General features: G+C 61.9%; 23 protein-coding genes and 1 pseudogene. 11 read left to right on the top strand and 13 right to left on the bottom strand.

Features of this window, described 5'->3' with window-relative positions; all coding sequences use genetic code 11:
* From AC6R19_RS19525 to AC6R19_RS19485, 9 genes and pseudogenes are all read left to right on the top strand, one after another.
* Positions 1 to 1,236: pseudogene (locus AC6R19_RS19525) on the top strand (hypothetical protein); the annotation flags it as partial.
* Positions 1,237 to 1,302: 66 nt separating this feature from the next.
* Complete coding sequence (locus AC6R19_RS19520; protein ID WP_500581532.1) at positions 1,303 to 1,668, top strand: hypothetical protein; 366 nt, start codon at positions 1,303 to 1,305, stop codon at positions 1,666 to 1,668.
* Positions 1,669 to 1,702: 34 nt separating this feature from the next.
* The gene (locus AC6R19_RS19515) at positions 1,703 to 2,284 is read left to right on the top strand and encodes a hypothetical protein (protein ID WP_500581531.1); all 582 of its coding nucleotides are present in this window, start codon (positions 1,703 to 1,705) and stop codon (positions 2,282 to 2,284) included.
* A 34-nt stretch (positions 2,285 to 2,318) separates the two neighbouring features.
* Positions 2,319 to 3,974, top strand: a complete 1,656-nt coding sequence (locus AC6R19_RS19510; RefSeq protein WP_500581530.1) for a phage head spike fiber domain-containing protein — start codon at positions 2,319 to 2,321, stop codon at positions 3,972 to 3,974.
* Between the two features lie 11 nt (positions 3,975 to 3,985).
* Positions 3,986 to 4,381, top strand: coding sequence for a hypothetical protein (locus AC6R19_RS19505; protein WP_500581529.1), 396 nt, complete (start codon positions 3,986 to 3,988; stop codon positions 4,379 to 4,381).
* Between the two features lie 149 nt (positions 4,382 to 4,530).
* On the top strand, positions 4,531 to 4,779 hold the full coding sequence (locus AC6R19_RS19500) for a Com family DNA-binding transcriptional regulator (protein ID WP_500581528.1): 249 nt from the start codon (positions 4,531 to 4,533) through the stop codon (positions 4,777 to 4,779).
* Positions 4,709 to 4,903: a hypothetical protein gene (locus tag AC6R19_RS19495; RefSeq protein WP_500581527.1), complete on the top strand. Its 195-nt coding sequence runs from the start codon at positions 4,709 to 4,711 to the stop codon at positions 4,901 to 4,903. The genes AC6R19_RS19500 and AC6R19_RS19495 overlap by 71 nt, the downstream gene beginning before the upstream one ends.
* A gap of 6 nt (positions 4,904 to 4,909) precedes the next feature.
* On the top strand, positions 4,910 to 5,701 hold the full coding sequence (locus AC6R19_RS19490) for a DNA-methyltransferase (protein WP_500581526.1): 792 nt from the start codon (positions 4,910 to 4,912) through the stop codon (positions 5,699 to 5,701).
* Positions 5,702 to 5,898: 197 nt separating this feature from the next.
* Positions 5,899 to 6,126 (top strand): hypothetical protein, encoded by a 228-nt coding sequence (locus AC6R19_RS19485; protein ID WP_500581525.1) that lies wholly within the window; start codon positions 5,899 to 5,901, stop codon positions 6,124 to 6,126.
* On the opposite strand, the gene AC6R19_RS19480 is transcribed toward AC6R19_RS19485, so the two are convergent.
* The 9 genes from AC6R19_RS19480 to AC6R19_RS19440 form a co-directional block, all read right to left on the bottom strand.
* The gene (locus AC6R19_RS19480) at positions 6,123 to 6,335 is read right to left on the bottom strand and encodes a helix-turn-helix domain-containing protein (RefSeq protein WP_500581524.1); all 213 of its coding nucleotides are present in this window, start codon (positions 6,333 to 6,335) and stop codon (positions 6,123 to 6,125) included. The two genes, AC6R19_RS19485 and AC6R19_RS19480, sit on opposite strands and share 4 nt — an antisense overlap.
* 40 nt (positions 6,336 to 6,375) lie before the next feature.
* On the bottom strand, positions 6,376 to 6,729 hold the full coding sequence (locus AC6R19_RS19475; RefSeq protein WP_500581523.1) for a hypothetical protein: 354 nt from the start codon (positions 6,727 to 6,729) through the stop codon (positions 6,376 to 6,378).
* Positions 6,730 to 6,836: 107 nt separating this feature from the next.
* Entirely contained in the window at positions 6,837 to 7,799 is a 963-nt protein-coding gene (locus AC6R19_RS19470; RefSeq protein WP_500581522.1) for an AcrVA2 family anti-CRISPR protein, read from the bottom strand.
* A 54-nt stretch (positions 7,800 to 7,853) separates the two neighbouring features.
* Complete coding sequence (locus AC6R19_RS19465; RefSeq protein WP_500581521.1) at positions 7,854 to 8,219, bottom strand: hypothetical protein; 366 nt, start codon at positions 8,217 to 8,219, stop codon at positions 7,854 to 7,856.
* 160 nt (positions 8,220 to 8,379) lie between these two features.
* Positions 8,380 to 8,715, bottom strand: coding sequence for a hypothetical protein (locus AC6R19_RS19460; RefSeq protein ID WP_500581520.1), 336 nt, complete (start codon positions 8,713 to 8,715; stop codon positions 8,380 to 8,382).
* On the bottom strand, positions 8,715 to 9,047 hold the full coding sequence (locus AC6R19_RS19455; protein ID WP_500581519.1) for a hypothetical protein: 333 nt from the start codon (positions 9,045 to 9,047) through the stop codon (positions 8,715 to 8,717). Before AC6R19_RS19455 ends, AC6R19_RS19460 begins: the two co-directional genes overlap by 1 nt.
* Positions 9,044 to 9,493: a hypothetical protein gene (locus AC6R19_RS19450; RefSeq protein WP_500581518.1), complete on the bottom strand. Its 450-nt coding sequence runs from the start codon at positions 9,491 to 9,493 to the stop codon at positions 9,044 to 9,046. The genes AC6R19_RS19455 and AC6R19_RS19450 overlap by 4 nt, the downstream gene beginning before the upstream one ends.
* A gap of 9 nt (positions 9,494 to 9,502) precedes the next feature.
* Positions 9,503 to 10,438: a ParB/RepB/Spo0J family partition protein gene (locus AC6R19_RS19445; RefSeq protein WP_500581517.1), complete on the bottom strand. Its 936-nt coding sequence runs from the start codon at positions 10,436 to 10,438 to the stop codon at positions 9,503 to 9,505.
* A complete protein-coding gene (locus AC6R19_RS19440) occupies positions 10,438 to 11,625 on the bottom strand; it encodes an AAA family ATPase (RefSeq protein ID WP_500581516.1) in 1,188 nt (395 codons plus the stop codon). The genes AC6R19_RS19445 and AC6R19_RS19440 overlap by 1 nt, the downstream gene beginning before the upstream one ends.
* A 662-nt stretch (positions 11,626 to 12,287) precedes the next feature.
* Between AC6R19_RS19440 and AC6R19_RS19435 the strand changes: the two genes are divergently transcribed.
* Positions 12,288 to 14,174, top strand: a complete 1,887-nt coding sequence (locus AC6R19_RS19435; RefSeq protein ID WP_500581515.1) for a protelomerase family protein — start codon at positions 12,288 to 12,290, stop codon at positions 14,172 to 14,174.
* On the opposite strand, the gene AC6R19_RS19430 is transcribed toward AC6R19_RS19435, so the two are convergent.
* Positions 14,171 to 14,404 carry a hypothetical protein gene (locus tag AC6R19_RS19430; RefSeq protein WP_500581514.1) on the bottom strand — a complete coding sequence of 78 codons (234 nt, stop codon included), beginning with the start codon at positions 14,402 to 14,404 and terminating at the stop codon, positions 14,171 to 14,173. The two genes, AC6R19_RS19435 and AC6R19_RS19430, sit on opposite strands and share 4 nt — an antisense overlap.
* A gap of 106 nt (positions 14,405 to 14,510) precedes the next feature.
* A complete protein-coding gene (locus AC6R19_RS19425) occupies positions 14,511 to 14,828 on the bottom strand; it encodes a helix-turn-helix domain-containing protein (RefSeq protein WP_500581513.1) in 318 nt (105 codons plus the stop codon).
* Positions 14,829 to 15,228: 400 nt separating this feature from the next.
* Here AC6R19_RS19425 and AC6R19_RS19420 point away from each other — a divergent pair, with 400 nt between their 5' ends.
* Positions 15,229 to 15,558, top strand: coding sequence for a hypothetical protein (locus tag AC6R19_RS19420; RefSeq protein ID WP_500581512.1), 330 nt, complete (start codon positions 15,229 to 15,231; stop codon positions 15,556 to 15,558).
* Here the strand turns inward: AC6R19_RS19420 and AC6R19_RS19415 are convergent.
* Positions 15,555 to 15,896, bottom strand: a complete 342-nt coding sequence (locus tag AC6R19_RS19415; RefSeq protein ID WP_500581511.1) for a helix-turn-helix domain-containing protein — start codon at positions 15,894 to 15,896, stop codon at positions 15,555 to 15,557. The genes AC6R19_RS19420 and AC6R19_RS19415 overlap by 4 nt on opposite strands.
* Positions 15,880 to 16,134 carry a type II toxin-antitoxin system RelE family toxin gene (locus AC6R19_RS19410; RefSeq protein WP_500581510.1) on the bottom strand — a complete coding sequence of 85 codons (255 nt, stop codon included), beginning with the start codon at positions 16,132 to 16,134 and terminating at the stop codon, positions 15,880 to 15,882. The genes AC6R19_RS19415 and AC6R19_RS19410 overlap by 17 nt, the downstream gene beginning before the upstream one ends.
* Positions 16,135 to 16,337: the final 203 nt, after the last annotated feature.

Here is a 16,337-nt window from a genome sequence, read left to right as displayed (position 1 = left end):
TCCAGCAGTGTCGGCGGCGGCGCGGCGCGCCTTTATGACGGCGTCACGATGCGCCACGAGGAAAAGGTGCCCTTCGACCCGAAAAAGCTGTACCGGATCGAGGCCCGGGTCTACGTCTACAACAGCGAGGATACATCCAGGGCCATGTACGCGGGCCTGGCCGGTTTCGATGCGGCCGGCAACCCCTGCAATGCGAGTGGTTCCAACAGCTACGGCAGCCAGCATTATGTGCTCGCTTCCAACCTGCAGCTCGCCGGTTTGGGGTGGGAGGTGCTGGTCGCCTATGTCAAGGGCAACGCCGCCGGCAATGCCGAATACAGCGGCACCCGCGGCGCCAACCATATCGGCAACCCGGCCAAGATGCAGGCCAACGTCCGCTTCATCACGCCGATTTTTTACTGCAACTATAACGAGAAATTGGGCGATACGCTGATCGACTACGTCAAGATCGATGTGGTCGAAGTGCAGGACCAGCGCAACCTGCCGATGGTGCAGTCCGCCATCGCCAGCCTGCCGACCAACTCGGCGCTGTCGGCCTCGGACAACGGCAGCAGCGCCAAGATCACCATCGCCGCGCACACGGTGCAGTACGGCTACGGCACCATCAACTACAACAGCGGCAGCATCACCGGGCTGTCGTTTAATACCAAGTATTACGTCTACTGCGACGATCCGGGCTACCAGGGCGGCAGCGTCACCTACTACGCCACCACCAATTTCCCCACCCTGGCCGCCAGCACCTGGCGCCGTGCGGTGGGCACCATCACCACGCCCTCGGACGGCGGCGGCGGCACCCTGCCGGACGACCCCTACTGCGTCGCCGCCGGCACTTGGTTGCGCGAGGGCCTGCTGGCGGACCATTGCCAGGCGGGCGACCTGCTGGACTGCTGGGACACCGGCGAGCCGGACACCCACCTCGCGCGCATCCAGGAGGTGAGGCCGGAGGACGACGTGCCCTGCGTGCTGCTGACCATGGACAGCGGCGCCCAGGTGATCTGCAGCCGCCAGACCCCGGTCACCGACCGCGACGGCATCGTCTACGAGGCGCAGGACTGCCGCGGCGTGCTGCTCGGCGTGCTGCACGAGGACGAGCCGCTCACCTGGGAGCGGGTGGCCGAGGTTCAGTGTGTGGGCCTGCAGCGGGTCTACAAAATCTCGGTGGGCGGCATCAGCTACGCCGCCGGCGTGGACGCGCAGCACCGGGTGATCACCCACAACGGCACCTACAAGCCCTAATTAAAAACCCTGAACAGAAACCGCCCCCGGCACCGCCGCGGGCGGTTTTTTATTGCGAGGAAACCCATGGCCATCGAATTTACAGCCGCAACGGTCAACAACGCCGGCGCGGACGAGTACTTCTACCAGCTGACCAACACCATCTTTTCCGGCGATATCGTGCGCGTCACCCAGACCCGCCAGAACATCGACCTGGACAACGACGGCTCCCCGGACCAGTTCGCCTACAAGAACACCTCCGCCTTTGTCGATGGGGAAAACGTCGTGCTCACCAGTGCGGGCGGCACGCCCTACCAGACCCCGGCCAAGGTGACGACGCTGGTCTGCAGCGCCATCGCCGAGGGCGACGTTATCGAAGAGGTCGAGAAAGGCCAGTGGCGCGTGGAGGCGGTGGAGCGCGCCGTGCAGTTGCGCGTAGCCATCGGCAGCTGACCCTTTTTAATTTTCAACCTGCGAGGACCCAGCCATGGGCATCAACGTCAAATCCATACTGCGCGGCGCGGCCACCATCGCCGCGCCGCTGGTCTCCGCCACCCCTTGGGGCGCCGCCGCCCTGGCCGCGGTGAACGCCTTCCTGCCGGACGACCAAAAACTGCCGGAGCAGGCCACCGGCCAGGAGGTGCTGGCGAAGGTGGAGTCCCTGCCGCCGGAGCAGCAGGCGGCCATCTTCGGCCAGCTGATCCAGCTGGAAATGAAAGAGAGCGACAACTTCACCGCGAACGTGCAGGCCATGGCGGAGGTGGACAAGGTCGGCGGCAGTACGCGCCCGGAGATCGCGCTGCTGATGGCTTGGTTTGTCGTCGGTATCGGGCTGCTGGTGACGGCGTGCCTGGCTTTCGCTGTGTACAAGAGCAGCGACCCGCTGAAGGAACTCAGCAACAGCTGGCCGCTAGTGGGCACCCTGCTGGCGTTGCCGACAGTCCTGCTGCGCGCCTACTTCGGCCTGCGCACCAAGGAAAAGCACTCCCGCTATGCCGCCGCCACCGGCCAGCCGGTGCCGGACCTAGGCGGAGCCAGTGCCGTGCTGCGCAAATGGATGGGCGCCTGAGCGCCTCGGCAGTAACACAAATTCCGGAGACCTCATGAGCAGACGCATTACCGGCACCCTGACCCAGCCAGACGGCACCGCCCTGGGATCGGCCACAGTGGAACTGACCGCGGTGCGCAACGACGCCGGCACCGTGGTCAAGACCGCCAGCAGCACCTTCACCACCGACGCGAGCGGCGCCTACGACAAAACCCTGGCCAACGGCTACTACGCCGTGCGCCTGACCTACGGCGGCGCCTCGTCCCTGATCGGCCACGTCCTCATCGAGGACGGCGCCGACGCGACGCTGAATGACCTGCTGATCCTCGACTACCAGCCCGGCAACCCGCTGGCGGGTATCGTGGAATCCATGATGCTGCAGGCCAAGGCCGCGGCGGATGCCGCTGCTACAGACCGCGATGGTGCCGCCGGCTATGCCAGCCTGGCCTCCAGCAGCGCCAGCGCCGCCGCCACCCACGAGGCCAATGCGGCGCAGATTGCCGTAGAGCCGCTGGCGGGGGCGATCGGGCGGCTGACCAAACCATTAGTGCACCTGCGCCTGAAGAACTCTCTTGATGGCATCTACCAGGGGGCCTTGACCTTTAGTCGCTCGACTACGGCCACCTACATCGATCGCTATGGCGTGCTGAAGACCGCGGCTATCGACGAGCCGCGCTTCGAGAAGCAGGGGCTGCTGATGGAGGGCAGCAGCACAAATTTGGTTTTGCGCAGCGAGGAGATCGATTCTAGCTACTGGATTAAGTCGGGAGGAGCGATAACCGCAGATGACACCATGGCGCCGGACGGATTAAGCACGGCCGAAAAATTCACGGAAAGCACCTCGGATGGGGAACATCTTATCCAGACTGTTTACACCTTCACGGTCGGGAATACCTATACGGCTTCAGGTTTTGTTAAGAAGGGTAACAAGCGCTATATCCGCCTTGGCATTTCGGCGGATGCGACAATCGACGTAGACCTGGACAACGGCGTGGTAACAGGCGCTAACGGAGCATACAGTTTTATACCGCTTGCCAATGGCTGGTACAGGTGGAGTGTGACTGGCACCCTGACAGGAGAAACCAGAGGAGTTAGGCCAATAGTGCACCGCAGTTCCGACGGCTCTGTGCAGTCCTATGTTGGTGACGGGCTGTCGTACACCTACATATGGGGGGCACAGCTTGAGGAGCTTCCTTTTGCCAGCAGTTATATTCCAACAGTGGCAACGACGGTCACCAGGTCTTCGGATGATCTGTCCCTGCCGTTTGTCGGCAATCATCCGGACCTCACTAGGAGGATAGACACTTTTTCATACTCAGTAAGGGCAGACAGGCTCGGCCAACCAAAACTATCCGTGGGATTGATAGGTTTTGAAGAGTCAGATTTCACCTACTCACTGTTGCGGAACAACGGAGATACTGACCATCTCACTTACTACAGGAATGGTGGTGGCGTTAATACTATAGGCCTTTCGCCTATCGAAGACTTGGTACCATTTACTGCGGTTGTTACGGTGAATGGCGATGAGGTGGCTCTGTATAAAGATGGAGAGCTGGGCGGTTCAGGCACGCAGGCTCCGTCGAGTAACACGGGAAATCCGCAAACATTGAAAATTGGCTCAGGTGTTGCCGGTCAACCCTGGTCCGGGCACATCGAGGATTTTCGCATTTACGATGTGCAGTTGACCGCAACCGAAGTGATGCTGCTGTAATGGAGGTGGCTATGCACGACGCAATAACCTACTGCCCGGACGTCTCCGTACTCGCCAGCGAGCTGCAGGCGGCGCTGCCGGACTATGTCAGCGTGGATGAAGGAACCGGAGAAGTCGAGTTCCTGGTCACCAAAACCCCCACCATCAAGAGCGCCGCCGGCCAGTCCCTCGCGCTGCTGCGGGTGCACGACCTGGCGCTGCTGGAATCCGTGCAGTCCCTACAGGTGCTGGCCAGCGCACCGGTGGACCCGGGCAACCCCCAGGCCGCCTTCGACGTGCTCTTCGCCGATGCCGAGGCCCTGGCGATTTACGACAGCGTCTACGACCGCAGCCCGCAGACCCTGCCGGACGGCGAGGGCGGCCAGTACACCTATACCCCGCCGGACTGTTTCGGCGTTTTTGCCTGACCCCTAGAAGTGAGGCGCGCGCCCGGTGCTGCGAACACCGGCCGCGCGCTTTCCCGCATGAGTTACCCATGCGAGTCCGCCGAGGCCCCACTGCTGTGATCACAGCGGCGCGGAGGCTATCACATTGAGCATTTGTGAGAAACGACTCCATGACAGAACCCGCCGCGCGCGACTTCCGCTGTCGCGCCTGCAACCGCCTGCTGGCCCGCTATGTGGCCACCCACCTGGAAATCAAATGCCCGCGCTGTAAGCGGGTGAACACCCTATCCCCGAGCACCGCGAGTGCCCCGATCGAACGCCGCCGAGCGTCTGCGATTGGAGCAACCGATGGAGCTAGACCTCAACAACATCCGACTGATCAAATCCGACTGCCTGGCACTGCTGCGCCAGCTGCCTGACGACTGCATCGACCTGATCGCCGTCGACCCGCCGTACTTCCGCGTGGTCGACGCCGCCTGGGACCGCCAGTGGAAAACCAAAGCTGATTTCATCGCCTGGTTGCGCCAGGTGCTGACCGAATAGCAGCGCGTGCTGAAACCCAGCGGCAGCATCTACCTCTTCTGCGGCCCCTACTTGGCCGCCGAGACCGAGCTGCTACTGGGGGAATATTTCAAGGTGCTGAACCACATCGTGTGGCGCAAGCCCAACGGCCGCTGGAACGGCTGCAACAAGGAGAGCCTGACCAAGTATTTCCCGCAGACCGAGCGCATCATTTTCGCCGAGAGCGCCAAGCGGCTGCCGCCGCAAAAGCGCCCCTTCCACTACGAACCCCTGCGCAAATACCTGGACGACACGGTGCGCGGCGCCGGGCTGACCAGCAAGGACGTGGACAAGGCCACCGGCACCCAGATGAGCGGCCACTGGTTCGGCCGCAGCCAGTGGAGCCTGCCGAGCGCCAGGCACTACGCCACCCTGCAGCAGCTGGTGCCCGGCCTCAAACCCTATGCCGATTTAAAGGCCGAGTACGACGCCATCCGCGCCCGCCACCGCTGCGGCCCCCAGGGCCGCGGGCGCACCTTCACGGTGACCAAGCACGTGCCCTACACCGACGTGTGGGATTTCCCGGTGGTGCAGGCCTACCCGGGCAAGCACCCCTGCGAGAAGCCGGCCGCGCTGATGGAGCACATCCTCTCCGCCAGCAGCAAACCCGGCGACCTGGTGCTGGACACCTTCCTCGGCAGCGGCTCCACGGCGCTGGCCGCAGAGCGCCTGGGGCGGCGCCTGATCGGCTGCGAGCTGGGGGAGGAGGAGTACGCCCAGGCCTGCGCGCGGCTGCGGCGGCAGGTGGCGGAGAGTGCGGAGGAGGTGCCTGCAGCCTAGCCGGCGGTGGCTATGGTGGATCCGGTGGCCTGGTGGCATAGCCGGGGGCGGCTATGCTGCAGGGCACTCCCGACAGGTGCACGACCGCCCGGACTACTGTATAAATATACAGTAGTCCGGCAAACGCCGGACAAGCGCCACAATTGGTCACATTCCGTCGCTTTTCCCGCCGCCCCGGTTCAGGCAGATTGGAGTGGATGCCGGCGCTATGTCACAAGAAGCAAGAAGAGGATGGATTCATGGAAGTAAGCAAGGTCGACAAGGTGAGCAGCGCCCTGGGGTTCCTGGCCAGCAAGGCGGCGGAGGCGTACCCGCACGAGGCGGCGCACCTGCGCTACCTGCGCATCGAGGCCGAGGACGCGCTACGCGAGCTCGCAGGCCCGCAGGCACCTGGTGCGGTGGTGGGCCTGGAGCGGCGGGCTTAGGCCGCGTCGTGTTCGTCCAGGGGTGCCAGACCTGCCTCCAGTGCGGCGGCGGCCAGCAGGGCGGTGCGCGGCGGCGGCAGGTGCGCGCCGTCGCGCCAGCGCTGCTCCTTTTCCCAGCTCTGGTAGGTGGCCAGGGTCACACCCAAGGCTTCGGCGGCCTCGCGTTGGTTCCAGCCCATGCGATTGCGCCAGGCTTTCATGGTTGTCATAGATTCTCCTGAGCCGCCCCGAGGGGCGGCGATTGGTTGCTTATTCGGCCTCTGCCTGGAGTCCGACGTGGGTGACAAAACCGGTGAGGTAGGGCAGGCCGCGGGGAATGCCGGAATTGCGGGCGATGCCTGCGCTGATGCGCCAGGCCATCCACTGCTCGGTGGCGAGGTCGATGGCGTCGGGCAGCGGGCGGTTGCCGTGGTTCAGTACGTCGCCCGCGAAGTGGCGGCCGTGGCGGCTGTCGAGGAAGATGCGCACCACCTCGTAGGGCTGTCTGGTGGCTTCGGAAATGGCGGCCATGGCCAGCGGCCAGGCGGCCTCGGCCTGCTCGCCCATCGTGCCCCAGAAGCCCCAGGATTCGTTGCGGGTGGCGGGGATTTTCTGCTCTTTCATGTTTCACCTATCTGGTCGTGAATTTTTGCGTGGCCCTAATCTCAACCACGGGAGCAGAATACAAAAACTTAATTATTAAGTCAACAGTAAATCAGGAGAAATTCCCCCTATTCCGCCGCGGCCACCACCGTCGGCGGCAGCCATTTGTAGATAAACCGCCGCTCGCCATTGCGGGGGCCAGTCCAGTAGCCGTGCCAGTGAGCGCGGCGCACATGAGGGGAGACACGGCGGCCGCCGGGCGCGCCTGGATCCGCACGCCGCAGTGCCTCGCCGATGCCGGCGCCCACCGTCCAGATGCGCGGGCGCCTGGCCTCGAACAGGCGCCAGCCGTATTTTCTGGTGCGCTTTGGCTGCGGATTTTCAGGGCGAGCCTCCGGCTCGGCGCGGTCCTCTATCTCCGGAGCCTCACTGCACAGGTACAGCAGCATGGACAGCAGCGGGTGCAGGTTCGCAGCCATCTCCTGCACCGCATCGGTCATATCCGCCGGCAGCATCCCCCCCAGCCCATGCAGTTGCGCCTGGCGGCGGGTCTCGCCCAGGGAGCGGTCCACGGCCTCGGTGACCGTCCAGGGTCCTATGTGCAGTATTTGCGCCACCAGGCCCAGGCTCTCTGAGTCCATCAGCAGGCGCAGCTCGCGGCGCCCGTCGTTGGGATCCCACTCCAGGTGCGCGAAAAAGCCGTGCAGGTCGCCGCCCAGCCAGTTGCGCCCCGGGGTCTCTATGTACACGCACCACTCGGGCAGGCGCAGCAGCACCTCCACCGGCATCTCGCCGTGTACCAGGGTGTCGGCCAGGGCCACGCCGGCGGCCTCGTCGAAGCGATAAATCCCTTTCGTGTAGCGCCAGGTACCCACGGCCGCGAGGCGCGCCACGTCCTGCACGGTGGCGGCGGACAGGCGCGGCACCTGCAGTTCGGCGCTGACGATGCTGTACCAACCGGCGATCGGGAGAAAGCACCAGGCGGGCCACTTTGGCAGATCTACACCGCGGCTCGCGCGCAGATCATCCACGCGCGCCCAGGCGCCGGGGTAGAGGGCCCCGGCGGTGTGGAGGTGGTCCAGGGGTCGCATTTTGATATTTCCTGTCGAGTCGAGAGTCGCCCCGCCGGAGCGGGGCGCGTGGGTTTACTTGTCTTCGGGGATTCCGGATTCCATGTCACCGGTGTGCAGCAGAGAGTGGAGCCTATCGAATTCAGGTTTTGCGAGCTGCAGGACCGGCATTTGCTGGGCGCCGCTGACCAGTTGGGGATTACCAGAACTGTGGATGAGGATCTCGCAGTGGTTGCCAGCGGGATCGTAGATGGCCTTTTCACCCATTGTGGTGGCGGCGACTTTGTAACCTTCAGGCAGCACGTAGATCCGGCCGCCGTTATCGCTGCCTTTGTAGTAGTCGGTGTCGCTGCCCCAAGGTTCCAGACTGTAGCCGGTGCCGGTTTCGTGGGCGGAGAAGGCTTCGTCGCAGGTGACTTGGTAAATGGTTACTGTTTTCATTAGTGCATCTCCTATCTAATCGAGAGTTGGTTTTTGCGTGGTCCTTGCCTCAACCACGGGGATAGAATACGAAAACTTAACTATTAAGTCAACGGTAAACTAAAGGAAAGGCGCGCCAATCAGCGGCGGGGTGGTTGCCCCGCCGTTTTTATTTGCGGGTTTAGAATGGGATATCCCAGTCCCAATTGGCGGACTCTTTTGCGCGTCTCTCCACAGCTTTCCGCGCTGCATTTTCCTCGGCTTCGAGTTCTGCCTGTCTCTTGGCCTCAAGCTCTGCCCGCCAAGCAGGTTCCAGCTTGTCCAAGGCATTTTCGGCGGCTTCGACATAGGGCTTGCGGGCGGCCGCGTGCTCCTGGTCTCCGAGGTCCTCAGCGAAGCGGCGGATATACTCGACCTTTTCCCGCATTTTTTTCAGGATTTCCGGGTTCGTTTCGGACTGGCAGGCGGCAATCCATCTATCCAGATTTTCCCGCTCAAATTCTTCGTTGCTGGGCATCAGTCGCCCTCCTGTAGGCGCGCACAGTCGGCATCGCCGCAGTCGCAGCTGTAGCGGTAGCCCTTCGCCCGGTGAGGGAAGAGCGGGTGGTTCCAGCACTGCGACGGGGTATCGGAATCGACCTCGGCCGCGTCGGCCGGTCGTTTGAGCGCGACCGCTTGCTCCCAGTTGGCCTTGTGGCGGCGCATCTCCTCGGCCTCGGCTTCGGTGCCCTCCAGCAGGAAGGCGCCGTAGCCGCCGCCGACGTTGATCACCCAGTGGGTCTCGGCTGTCTCGCGCTCGCAGTTAAAGCAGTGGGTGCCGTACAAGATCGTGCCGTGTTTGCATTTCATCTTGAAAACCTCCGCTTCATTTCCTTGAGCAGCGCTTCGGTGACCGCTGGCGATATATCGCCGGTCTCAATGTCAGAAAACAGTTTTTCAATGTCGGTGCCGGCTGCGACTTCTAGCGCATTGTTCGGTAGCCCCCAGCTCATCAGCTGCATAGCGTCTTCTTTGGAGGGGTGGCCGCGAGCCAGAGAGGCGATGATCGGTTGCGCGATGGCGTAAAGTGGTGAGTGCAGGTCGCGGGCTGCGTCCGCGAGCACTTGCAAGTTTTCCGAGACGGGCTCCGCCCCCACCTCTGCCAGCCCGATGTAGGTCAGAGCGACCTCGCCAAAACTGTAAGGGTTGGTATTAGCAAAATCCTTTATCCAGGCCATGGCGCTGGACGGGTCGGCCACCACCAAGGAAAGCCTATCGAAGATTTCCTTGTGGAAATTGGCTGGAATTGTTTCCATTCTCCCCTCCTAGGCTTCTTCAGCCGCCAGTTGTTTCTTCACCCACTTTTCAATTTTCTCGCGCACCTTTTCCGGTATCTCCTCGCCGACCTCGATCAGCAGGCCCTTGCCGGATTCGTAGCCGATCGACCAGTGGTCGTCCTTCCACTGCCGCGGCGCGGCCGGCTTAGGCGGCGTGGCGGCGGCCACCAACTTGTCGATCAGGTGCTTTGTGTGCTCCTCGTCTTTCGAGGGGGAGAGGGTCTTGGCGTACTCGATCATCTGCGGCGTGCGGTTCTGGGCCAGCCGCTGGCCGGCGCGGCCGCTGACCTCGTTGATGCGCGGGAACAGCCGCAGGATCTCTTCCGGCAGCGTGGCGGTATCGATGCAGCGCTGTATCACCTTGCGGTCCAGGCGCTCCTCCTGGGCCAGCTTGCGCAGGCTCCACCCCTCGTCCACCAGGCGCTGGAAGCGCTTGCCGCGCTCATAGGCGGAGGGCGGCAGGTACTCGTTACCCACGCGGGTGAAATGATCCATTTCCGCGTCGGTGAGATCCGCCGTCCAGATCAGGTAGTCACAGGGCGCCAGGATCGCGGCCATGCGCCGGCGACTGCCGTCGGCGGCCTCGACGCCACCCCCAGGGAGCGGGCGGCCAAAGGCGGGCACGTCCTGCCCCTCGGCGCGCATGCCGGGGAGTATGTCGGAGAGGGAGGACTCGTTGAGGAACTCCTGCAGGCGCTCGTTGTTCTTCCAGACCGAGACGCGCTCGGCGACCTCGGCGGCGGGGACGATGACCAGCTTAAAGGTGACTTTGCGGCCCAGCACTGTGTGCTCATAGGTGTCGCCGACCTTGGCTTTGGCGACGGGGGTACGGGTGACTACTTTGCGCACCGCGGGCGCCGTGGCTTCGCTGGCCTTGCTTTCGGGGGCGGGCTGGCTGTTATCCAGGCTAGGGGCGTTTTTCATCAGGCGGCCTCCTCTGCGGCTTCCCAGCGCGGCTTGATCACGCGGGTCATGATTTCCTCGAATATCGGGTTCCAAATGCTCTGGGCCTTGGCCCAGGCGGAGGGCGTGGAGCGCTGCTCGCTGCTCTGTTCGTAGATGGTGCGCATGCGGATCTGCCCTTTGCTCACCTCGTCGGTGAGGCTGACCATATTGTTGAGCACCATGCCGCCCCAGGTCTTGCGGATCTGCTCCGCCATCCAGGCGGATCCGCTGCCGGTCTGATGGCTGTACTTGGTGATCAGTACGCGCAGGTCCGGCTCGAAGCCGCCGAGGTCGACGCCGGCCAGCAGGTCGCGGGCGCCCTCGAAAAACTGCGCTGTGCTCATGTAGTCATTCAGGTCGGCAGGCGCCGGGGTGATGATCGCGTCGGCGGCGCAGATCATGTTGATCGTGCCCATGCCCAGGTTCGGGCTGCCGTCGATGATCACCAGGTCATAGCTGTCGAACACCGTCTCGAGGCCGGCGCGCAGCATCATGTGCGGGTCGTATTCCAGCTCGCCGGCCTCGGCGCGGCGCTCCATTTCCGACTCGATACGCTGCATAGCCAGGCAGCTGGGGATGATGTCCAGGTTTGGCCAGCAGGTTGGCTTGACGCAGTAGCTGAGGTCGCCGCGCTCGCCCAGCAGGAACGGCAGGGCGGTGTCGCCGGCGTGGGTGGTGACGTCGGCCACGTAGCCGAAGTAGAGGCTGCCGGTGGCCTGTGGGTCCATGTCCAGGAACAGCACGCGCATCCCGGCCATCGATGCCCACTGCGCGAAGTGCACCGCGGTGGAAGTTTTCAGCGAGCCGCCCTTGTGGCCGGCGACGCTGATTATCTGCGGCAGCGGCTGCTCCGGAACGGGGCGGGTGCCGAAGACGTCGCGCATCTGGTCAATCTGATAGATCGTGTAGCCCATGCGGCGGGTGATCCGCTTGCCGTTACAGTCTTCCTTTTCGATCACGTCCGGCGCCGGCAGGCGTCCAGCTTCCTCTGCCTTGCGGATGGATTGCGTCGACACCCCCATCAGCGCGGCGGCGTCGGTGATGGTCCAGCGGCGGGTGATGGTGCGGGCTTCTGGGGAGTCGTCGCCAAACTGTGCGGTGGCAATGTTTCGGGCGAGATCCCGGCTGTTGCGGATGGCGACCTCGAGGGTTTGTTTCAGGTCCATGCTGTTCTCCTTATTGGTTCGGTTGTCAAAATTTACAACAAGTAGCGTAAAAAATGCAAACTTTTTAAGTTTGTCGAAACCAGTAGAAAAATATGCGCCAAATAGGGTGACGTGCTATGCGCTGGTTGCTGGCGCCTATTGGTGCGAGTGGGGCGCCGGGGGAGCGCCTGTGCGGCCTTTCTTGCTCTCCCTCGGCTGGCTTCCGGTTGCCCTTTGGCGAAACCCCTTTATTTATGCGGGTTGCGGGCCAATAGACGCGGGAGCCGGCAGTGGCGGGTCCTGCTTGCGGTCGTTCGATATTTACCCCTTTTATACGAAAAGCCTTTTTGTAAACGAGACACCCGTTCAAATTTCTTTTGACTGGGCGGGGCGCCTGCGCAAAACATACCCAAAATTAAAAACATACTCAAATATAATACTCAAACATACGCAAACATAAATACAAACATACTCAAATTATATAATACTCATACTCAAATTCTAATTATAGGCGCCTATAATTAGATTTTGGGTATAAAAACATACACGGGGCATAGATAAATTGTATTTTATTCCCGTGTATGTTTTAATGTCCTGCGTATGTTTTTTAGTTGTGAATTGACTTTTGAGTATGTTATGTTTATTTTGAGTATGTTTTACAACGCCAACCAGGAGGGTTCCTCATGCCAGAGGTGAAAATAGACTTCCGGAAATTCGTGGCTGAGCTGAAGGCCGAGGTAATGGCCATCGAACAAAGTGACGCCCCTATCAAGGAGAAGACCAGGAAATTCAAAGCCGCAGGCGAGAAGTTCCGCCACCTTATCTTCGGCGACAAGCGGCGGTATGGCGGCGACCGTAAAGACCGGCGCATCAGCCTCAACACCTACAACGCCTACCTGTCCAGGGCGCGCAAAGTCTTTGAAGAGATGGGGCTGCGGCACCACCTGCTGGACCGCAACCTGGAGTGGCTGGGGAAGCGCTACCCGCACCACGCCGACGCCATCAGCCAGCTGGAGGGATTGCCGCCGAAGGAAACGCGACTGGCCAAAAAAGCCCTGGAAGAGCAGCTGCGCGAGGCCTCCGAAATGCGCCAGAAGCTGGCCAAGCTGGACTTTTCCAGGCCGTCGGCAAAACGCGCCGTGGACAATTTGCGCAAGGCCAACCCGGCATACAGTGAGCTGCTGGAGGGGCTGCTGGGCGACGATCCGCAGGCCGTCCAGGCCGTCTTGTTTAAGACACTGGACGAGGTGGAGCCTCTCCTCGAGGACCTGCATGATCTCAAGGTCAACCACGAGATCATGTACGCGCTGCGAATGGAAAAGGGCCTTCGCAAAACCCACACCGAGACCAAACAAAAAAAGCTGGGGGTGAAGAAGCGCACGGCGGTCGCCATCCACTACCCCCACTACATCCAGGCGATAACCAGCCTCCTGGCCAACCCCTCCACCGCCACCAGTGACGGCACCATGGCCGGCATCGCGCCGCTAACCTTCGCGCTCTGCGCCGCCACCGGGCGCCGGCCAATCGAGGTCCTGGTGCAGGGGGAGTTTTACCCCCTCAAGCTGGGCGGCGGCAAAGTGGATCCGCACCGCCTGCAGTTCAGTGGCCAGGCGAAGAAGCGCGACGGCGACTCGGAGGAGCTGCGCACCATCTACACCCTGGCACCGGCTGAGACGGTGCTGTCCGCGATGAAACACCTGCGCGCCCTACCTCAGGTGGCCTCGCTGCCGTATTCCGAGGGCGTGGAGAACGACACCCGCAGCCTGAATGCCAAGATCAACGGCCGGGTGGCACCGCCGCTGAACGATCACGCAAAGCAGTTTTTCGCCGACAAAAAGCGCACCCTGAAAGACACCCGCGCTATCTATGCGCGGATCTGTTACCTGCTCTGGTTCAACCGCGACCCGCGCTGGGAGAAGGCCGACGAGGATGTCTTCTTCGCCGAGCTGCTGGGCCACGACGACGAGACCACGCAGATGCACTACAAGCAGTTCAAGGTGCACGACTGCGATCCGGAATTTGAGCCGGAAATCAAAGCCGTAAAGAGTCGCCTGGAACGGCTGGCCGAGTACGACGACTTAATGCCGGACTTCGCCAACGGTGACGCGGCGGTGAGGCTGCACAACAAGGTGAAGCGGCTGCTGCAGGAGGACCCGAACCGGAAGATCGCCCAGCGCCTGCTGGAAACCGAAAAGCCAACCACGTCCCGCGACCTAGCCAAGCGCTACATGGAACTCTGCGCCGAGGCCCTGGGCCTGGAAAAACAAGGGAACCGCTGGAAGCCGGTGGAAGAGAGCGAGCCCGAAGTGCTGGTGGAGATCGAGGTGCCCGAGGAGGAAGCCGAAGAGGCTGAACCGCAGGAAGGAACCGAAGAGGTGGAAAAGGAGGCGCAGCCCACTCCACCAAAACCCGCCAAACCGCGCATCACCTACGACAAGGTGGGCGAACGCTGGCGAGTTTCGGTACTGCTGGACGGCGAGGAGGTAAGCCACGCCCTGGACTCCGACCGCGATATGGCCGCGCGCGTAGCCTGGCAGGAATACCAGGAGACGATCGAGGCCGAGGCCTAAGCCGCCTCACTGGGGGTGCCCAGCAGCGCCCCCTTGATCTGCCGCTGCAGGTCCCGCGCGCTGGCCAGCTCCTCCTGCAGGAGCGCCAGCGTATCCTCCCATTCCGGCGCCAGCTGCTGCTCGCTGGCCGCACTGATCAGCAGACTAATCGTTGACCCGGCACGCCGCACCCTGCTGTCGGCCCGCTGAAACAAATCCACCAACACCCCAGGCTCTATCCCTAATTCCATGGCGATTCCTACTGCGATTTTTTTGTTCTTGCTTCCTAAAAGTACCAATTCGGATTCGTCATACAAGTAAAACTGGGCGACATTGGGCGACAAAATGTGACTTCCATCACTCGGTCGCCGCCAACTCCTCCGCGAGCCGCAATACCGCTGTGCCGATCCTTGGCTCCAGGGCCCGGAAACAGCGCAGCAGACGCAGCTCCCGCGGGTCCGGGGCCGGCTGTCCAGCCACTAGGTGATCGATGGTGATGTCCAGGTATGGACAGATCGCGGCCAGGTGCTCACAGCGTATCTCTGCCCCCTGCCGCCACAAGGTGACAGTCGAGGGAGACACGCCGGCGCGCCTGGCCAGGTCCAGGTTGTTCACGCCCCGCTGGTCCATCGCCGCGCACAGTCGCTCACCTCGCGCGGCGTCCACTTTTGCCATCGTGTCTCCCTGGATAATTTAGTAATACTAAATTTTTTCTTCCAATTTATTTAGTAAAATCAAATACTTATTGATAGAATCTCGAATCTTACTCGGTTGGTGACAGGCTGGACAATTGCTGGACGGCGTAGACATGGACATTGCGGTGGACAGCGAAAGCGACGCTGACCTGGACACTGCTCGAGGGTTGCGGCTGGTCACGGCCATGGCCGCCTCTGGGTGCAAGCGTTCAGAACTGGCACACTTGTGCCAAGTTAGCGAGCGGACTGTTACCCGCTACCGGTCCGGTGCCCCCATTCCACCCCGGTTGCGCCTGGCCATCTGCGCACGATGTGAAATCTCCGAGCGCTACTTGATGTACGGCAAACCTGGACTGCCGCTGTCTACCCAGGTGTCTATAGTGAGCGACATGACCGATACCCCAGAGCAAGCTGACGATGTCCAGGCCGTTAATCGGGTGCCGTTACATCGGCTGCACATAGCGTTACTGCGGCACCTGCGACAGCTTCCTGAGCAGGAGCAGACGGCCGCCCTGGACCGGATTATCAACAACCGGTGGGCCGGGCCGCTGGAGCCGTTCAAGGGGGGGGGACCAGTCCTGGACGGGTTGCCGCTGGACCGGTATGAAATCGCCGCAGTGCTGGCACTGCGGGCAATTCAGGATGTGGGCCGCGAGGTGTCGCTGATCAATCACCTACTCAGCACGCGGCCCGATGGGGGTGGGGGTTAGTCGTCCAGGGTCAGCTGTTCCACAGTCAACCCCAAGGCCGCGGCCACCCTGTGTAGCGTTTTTCTCTGCGGCTTGCTGTCGGGCTTTTCAATCTGCGCCATTGCCGGCTGGCTTATGCCGAGTTTGTCCGCCAGTTCCTGTTGGCTCAGCTTTTTATACTTTCTCCATGCGGCAATCAGAGATAAGCCTTCCTCGAAGTGGTAACCCACCACCTCGTCCGGGAAATGTATCTCTTCATCCCGTTCGCCGATCAGTTCCAGCCATTCATCGTAGGGCACCACGGCAAAGGCCGGCTTGCCACCCTGCTCGATAATTTGCACATCAGTAGGTACGTTCATCGCGTTTTCTCACCTCCTCGATACTGACCACCTTGACCTCGCCGTCGAAGTCAAAGAACACCCGGTAGTTGCCCACCCGCAGGCGGTAGCCGTACTTGTGGTTGACCAGCCGCTTTACATTGTTGCAACCAGGGAACTCCCGCAGTTGCTGGACGCCGGCGCGGATGGCCGCCACCTGGGCGCTTTGGATTCTGCGCAGCTGCTTTAGGGCTTTTCTTGTCCAGCTGATATCGTTCATGGGAGTAATTATAAGTAAATATATAAGAAAATGGAAGGATATTTGTGATTTTATAAGCCCACCAGCTGGCGGGTTTCTTATGTGCTGGAGTGGGGTGCCGAGCGGCCGCCCTAGCCTTCCCTGACTATGCAGGCCTGCGCGATCAGCCGGTGGTGTCTATGGTGGATCCGCCGTTTGCACACCTGGTGGCATAGCCGGCTGCA

The sequence above is a fragment of the Microbulbifer sp. SE14 genome, from assembly GCF_059834885.1.
Note: the sequence above shows the minus strand (reverse complement) of the source record. Positions and strands in the feature narration are given on the sequence as shown.

Excerpts from the sequence above, each read along its gene's own strand:
- AC6R19_RS19470 (WP_500581522.1), bottom strand. The coding sequence starts at position 7,799 with ATGCGACCCCTGGACCACCTCCACACCGCCGGGGCCCTCTACCCCGGC.
- AC6R19_RS19410 (WP_500581510.1), bottom strand. The coding sequence starts at position 16,134 with ATGAACGATATCAGCTGGACAAGAAAAGCCCTAAAGCAGCTGCGCAGA.
- AC6R19_RS19480 (WP_500581524.1), bottom strand. The coding sequence starts at position 6,335 with ATGACAACCATGAAAGCCTGGCGCAATCGCATGGGCTGGAACCAACGC.
- AC6R19_RS19475 (WP_500581523.1), bottom strand. The coding sequence starts at position 6,729 with ATGAAAGAGCAGAAAATCCCCGCCACCCGCAACGAATCCTGGGGCTTC.
- AC6R19_RS19495 (WP_500581527.1), top strand. The coding sequence starts at position 4,709 with ATGGAGCTAGACCTCAACAACATCCGACTGATCAAATCCGACTGCCTG.
- AC6R19_RS19465 (WP_500581521.1), bottom strand. The coding sequence starts at position 8,219 with ATGAAAACAGTAACCATTTACCAAGTCACCTGCGACGAAGCCTTCTCC.
- AC6R19_RS19510 (WP_500581530.1), top strand. The coding sequence starts at position 2,319 with ATGAGCAGACGCATTACCGGCACCCTGACCCAGCCAGACGGCACCGCC.
- AC6R19_RS19445 (WP_500581517.1), bottom strand. The coding sequence starts at position 10,438 with ATGAAAAACGCCCCTAGCCTGGATAACAGCCAGCCCGCCCCCGAAAGC.
- AC6R19_RS19450 (WP_500581518.1), bottom strand. The coding sequence starts at position 9,493 with ATGGAAACAATTCCAGCCAATTTCCACAAGGAAATCTTCGATAGGCTT.
- AC6R19_RS19515 (WP_500581531.1), top strand. The coding sequence starts at position 1,703 with ATGGGCATCAACGTCAAATCCATACTGCGCGGCGCGGCCACCATCGCC.
- AC6R19_RS19455 (WP_500581519.1), bottom strand. The coding sequence starts at position 9,047 with ATGAAATGCAAACACGGCACGATCTTGTACGGCACCCACTGCTTTAAC.
- AC6R19_RS19520 (WP_500581532.1), top strand. The coding sequence starts at position 1,303 with ATGGCCATCGAATTTACAGCCGCAACGGTCAACAACGCCGGCGCGGAC.
- AC6R19_RS19425 (WP_500581513.1), bottom strand. The coding sequence starts at position 14,828 with ATGGCAAAAGTGGACGCCGCGCGAGGTGAGCGACTGTGCGCGGCGATG.
- AC6R19_RS19500 (WP_500581528.1), top strand. The coding sequence starts at position 4,531 with ATGACAGAACCCGCCGCGCGCGACTTCCGCTGTCGCGCCTGCAACCGC.
- AC6R19_RS19415 (WP_500581511.1), bottom strand. The coding sequence starts at position 15,896 with ATGAACGTACCTACTGATGTGCAAATTATCGAGCAGGGTGGCAAGCCG.
- AC6R19_RS19435 (WP_500581515.1), top strand. The coding sequence starts at position 12,288 with ATGCCAGAGGTGAAAATAGACTTCCGGAAATTCGTGGCTGAGCTGAAG.
- AC6R19_RS19505 (WP_500581529.1), top strand. The coding sequence starts at position 3,986 with ATGCACGACGCAATAACCTACTGCCCGGACGTCTCCGTACTCGCCAGC.
- AC6R19_RS19460 (WP_500581520.1), bottom strand. The coding sequence starts at position 8,715 with ATGCCCAGCAACGAAGAATTTGAGCGGGAAAATCTGGATAGATGGATT.
- AC6R19_RS19430 (WP_500581514.1), bottom strand. The coding sequence starts at position 14,404 with ATGGAATTAGGGATAGAGCCTGGGGTGTTGGTGGATTTGTTTCAGCGG.
- AC6R19_RS19440 (WP_500581516.1), bottom strand. The coding sequence starts at position 11,625 with ATGGACCTGAAACAAACCCTCGAGGTCGCCATCCGCAACAGCCGGGAT.
- AC6R19_RS19485 (WP_500581525.1), top strand. The coding sequence starts at position 5,899 with ATGCCGGCGCTATGTCACAAGAAGCAAGAAGAGGATGGATTCATGGAA.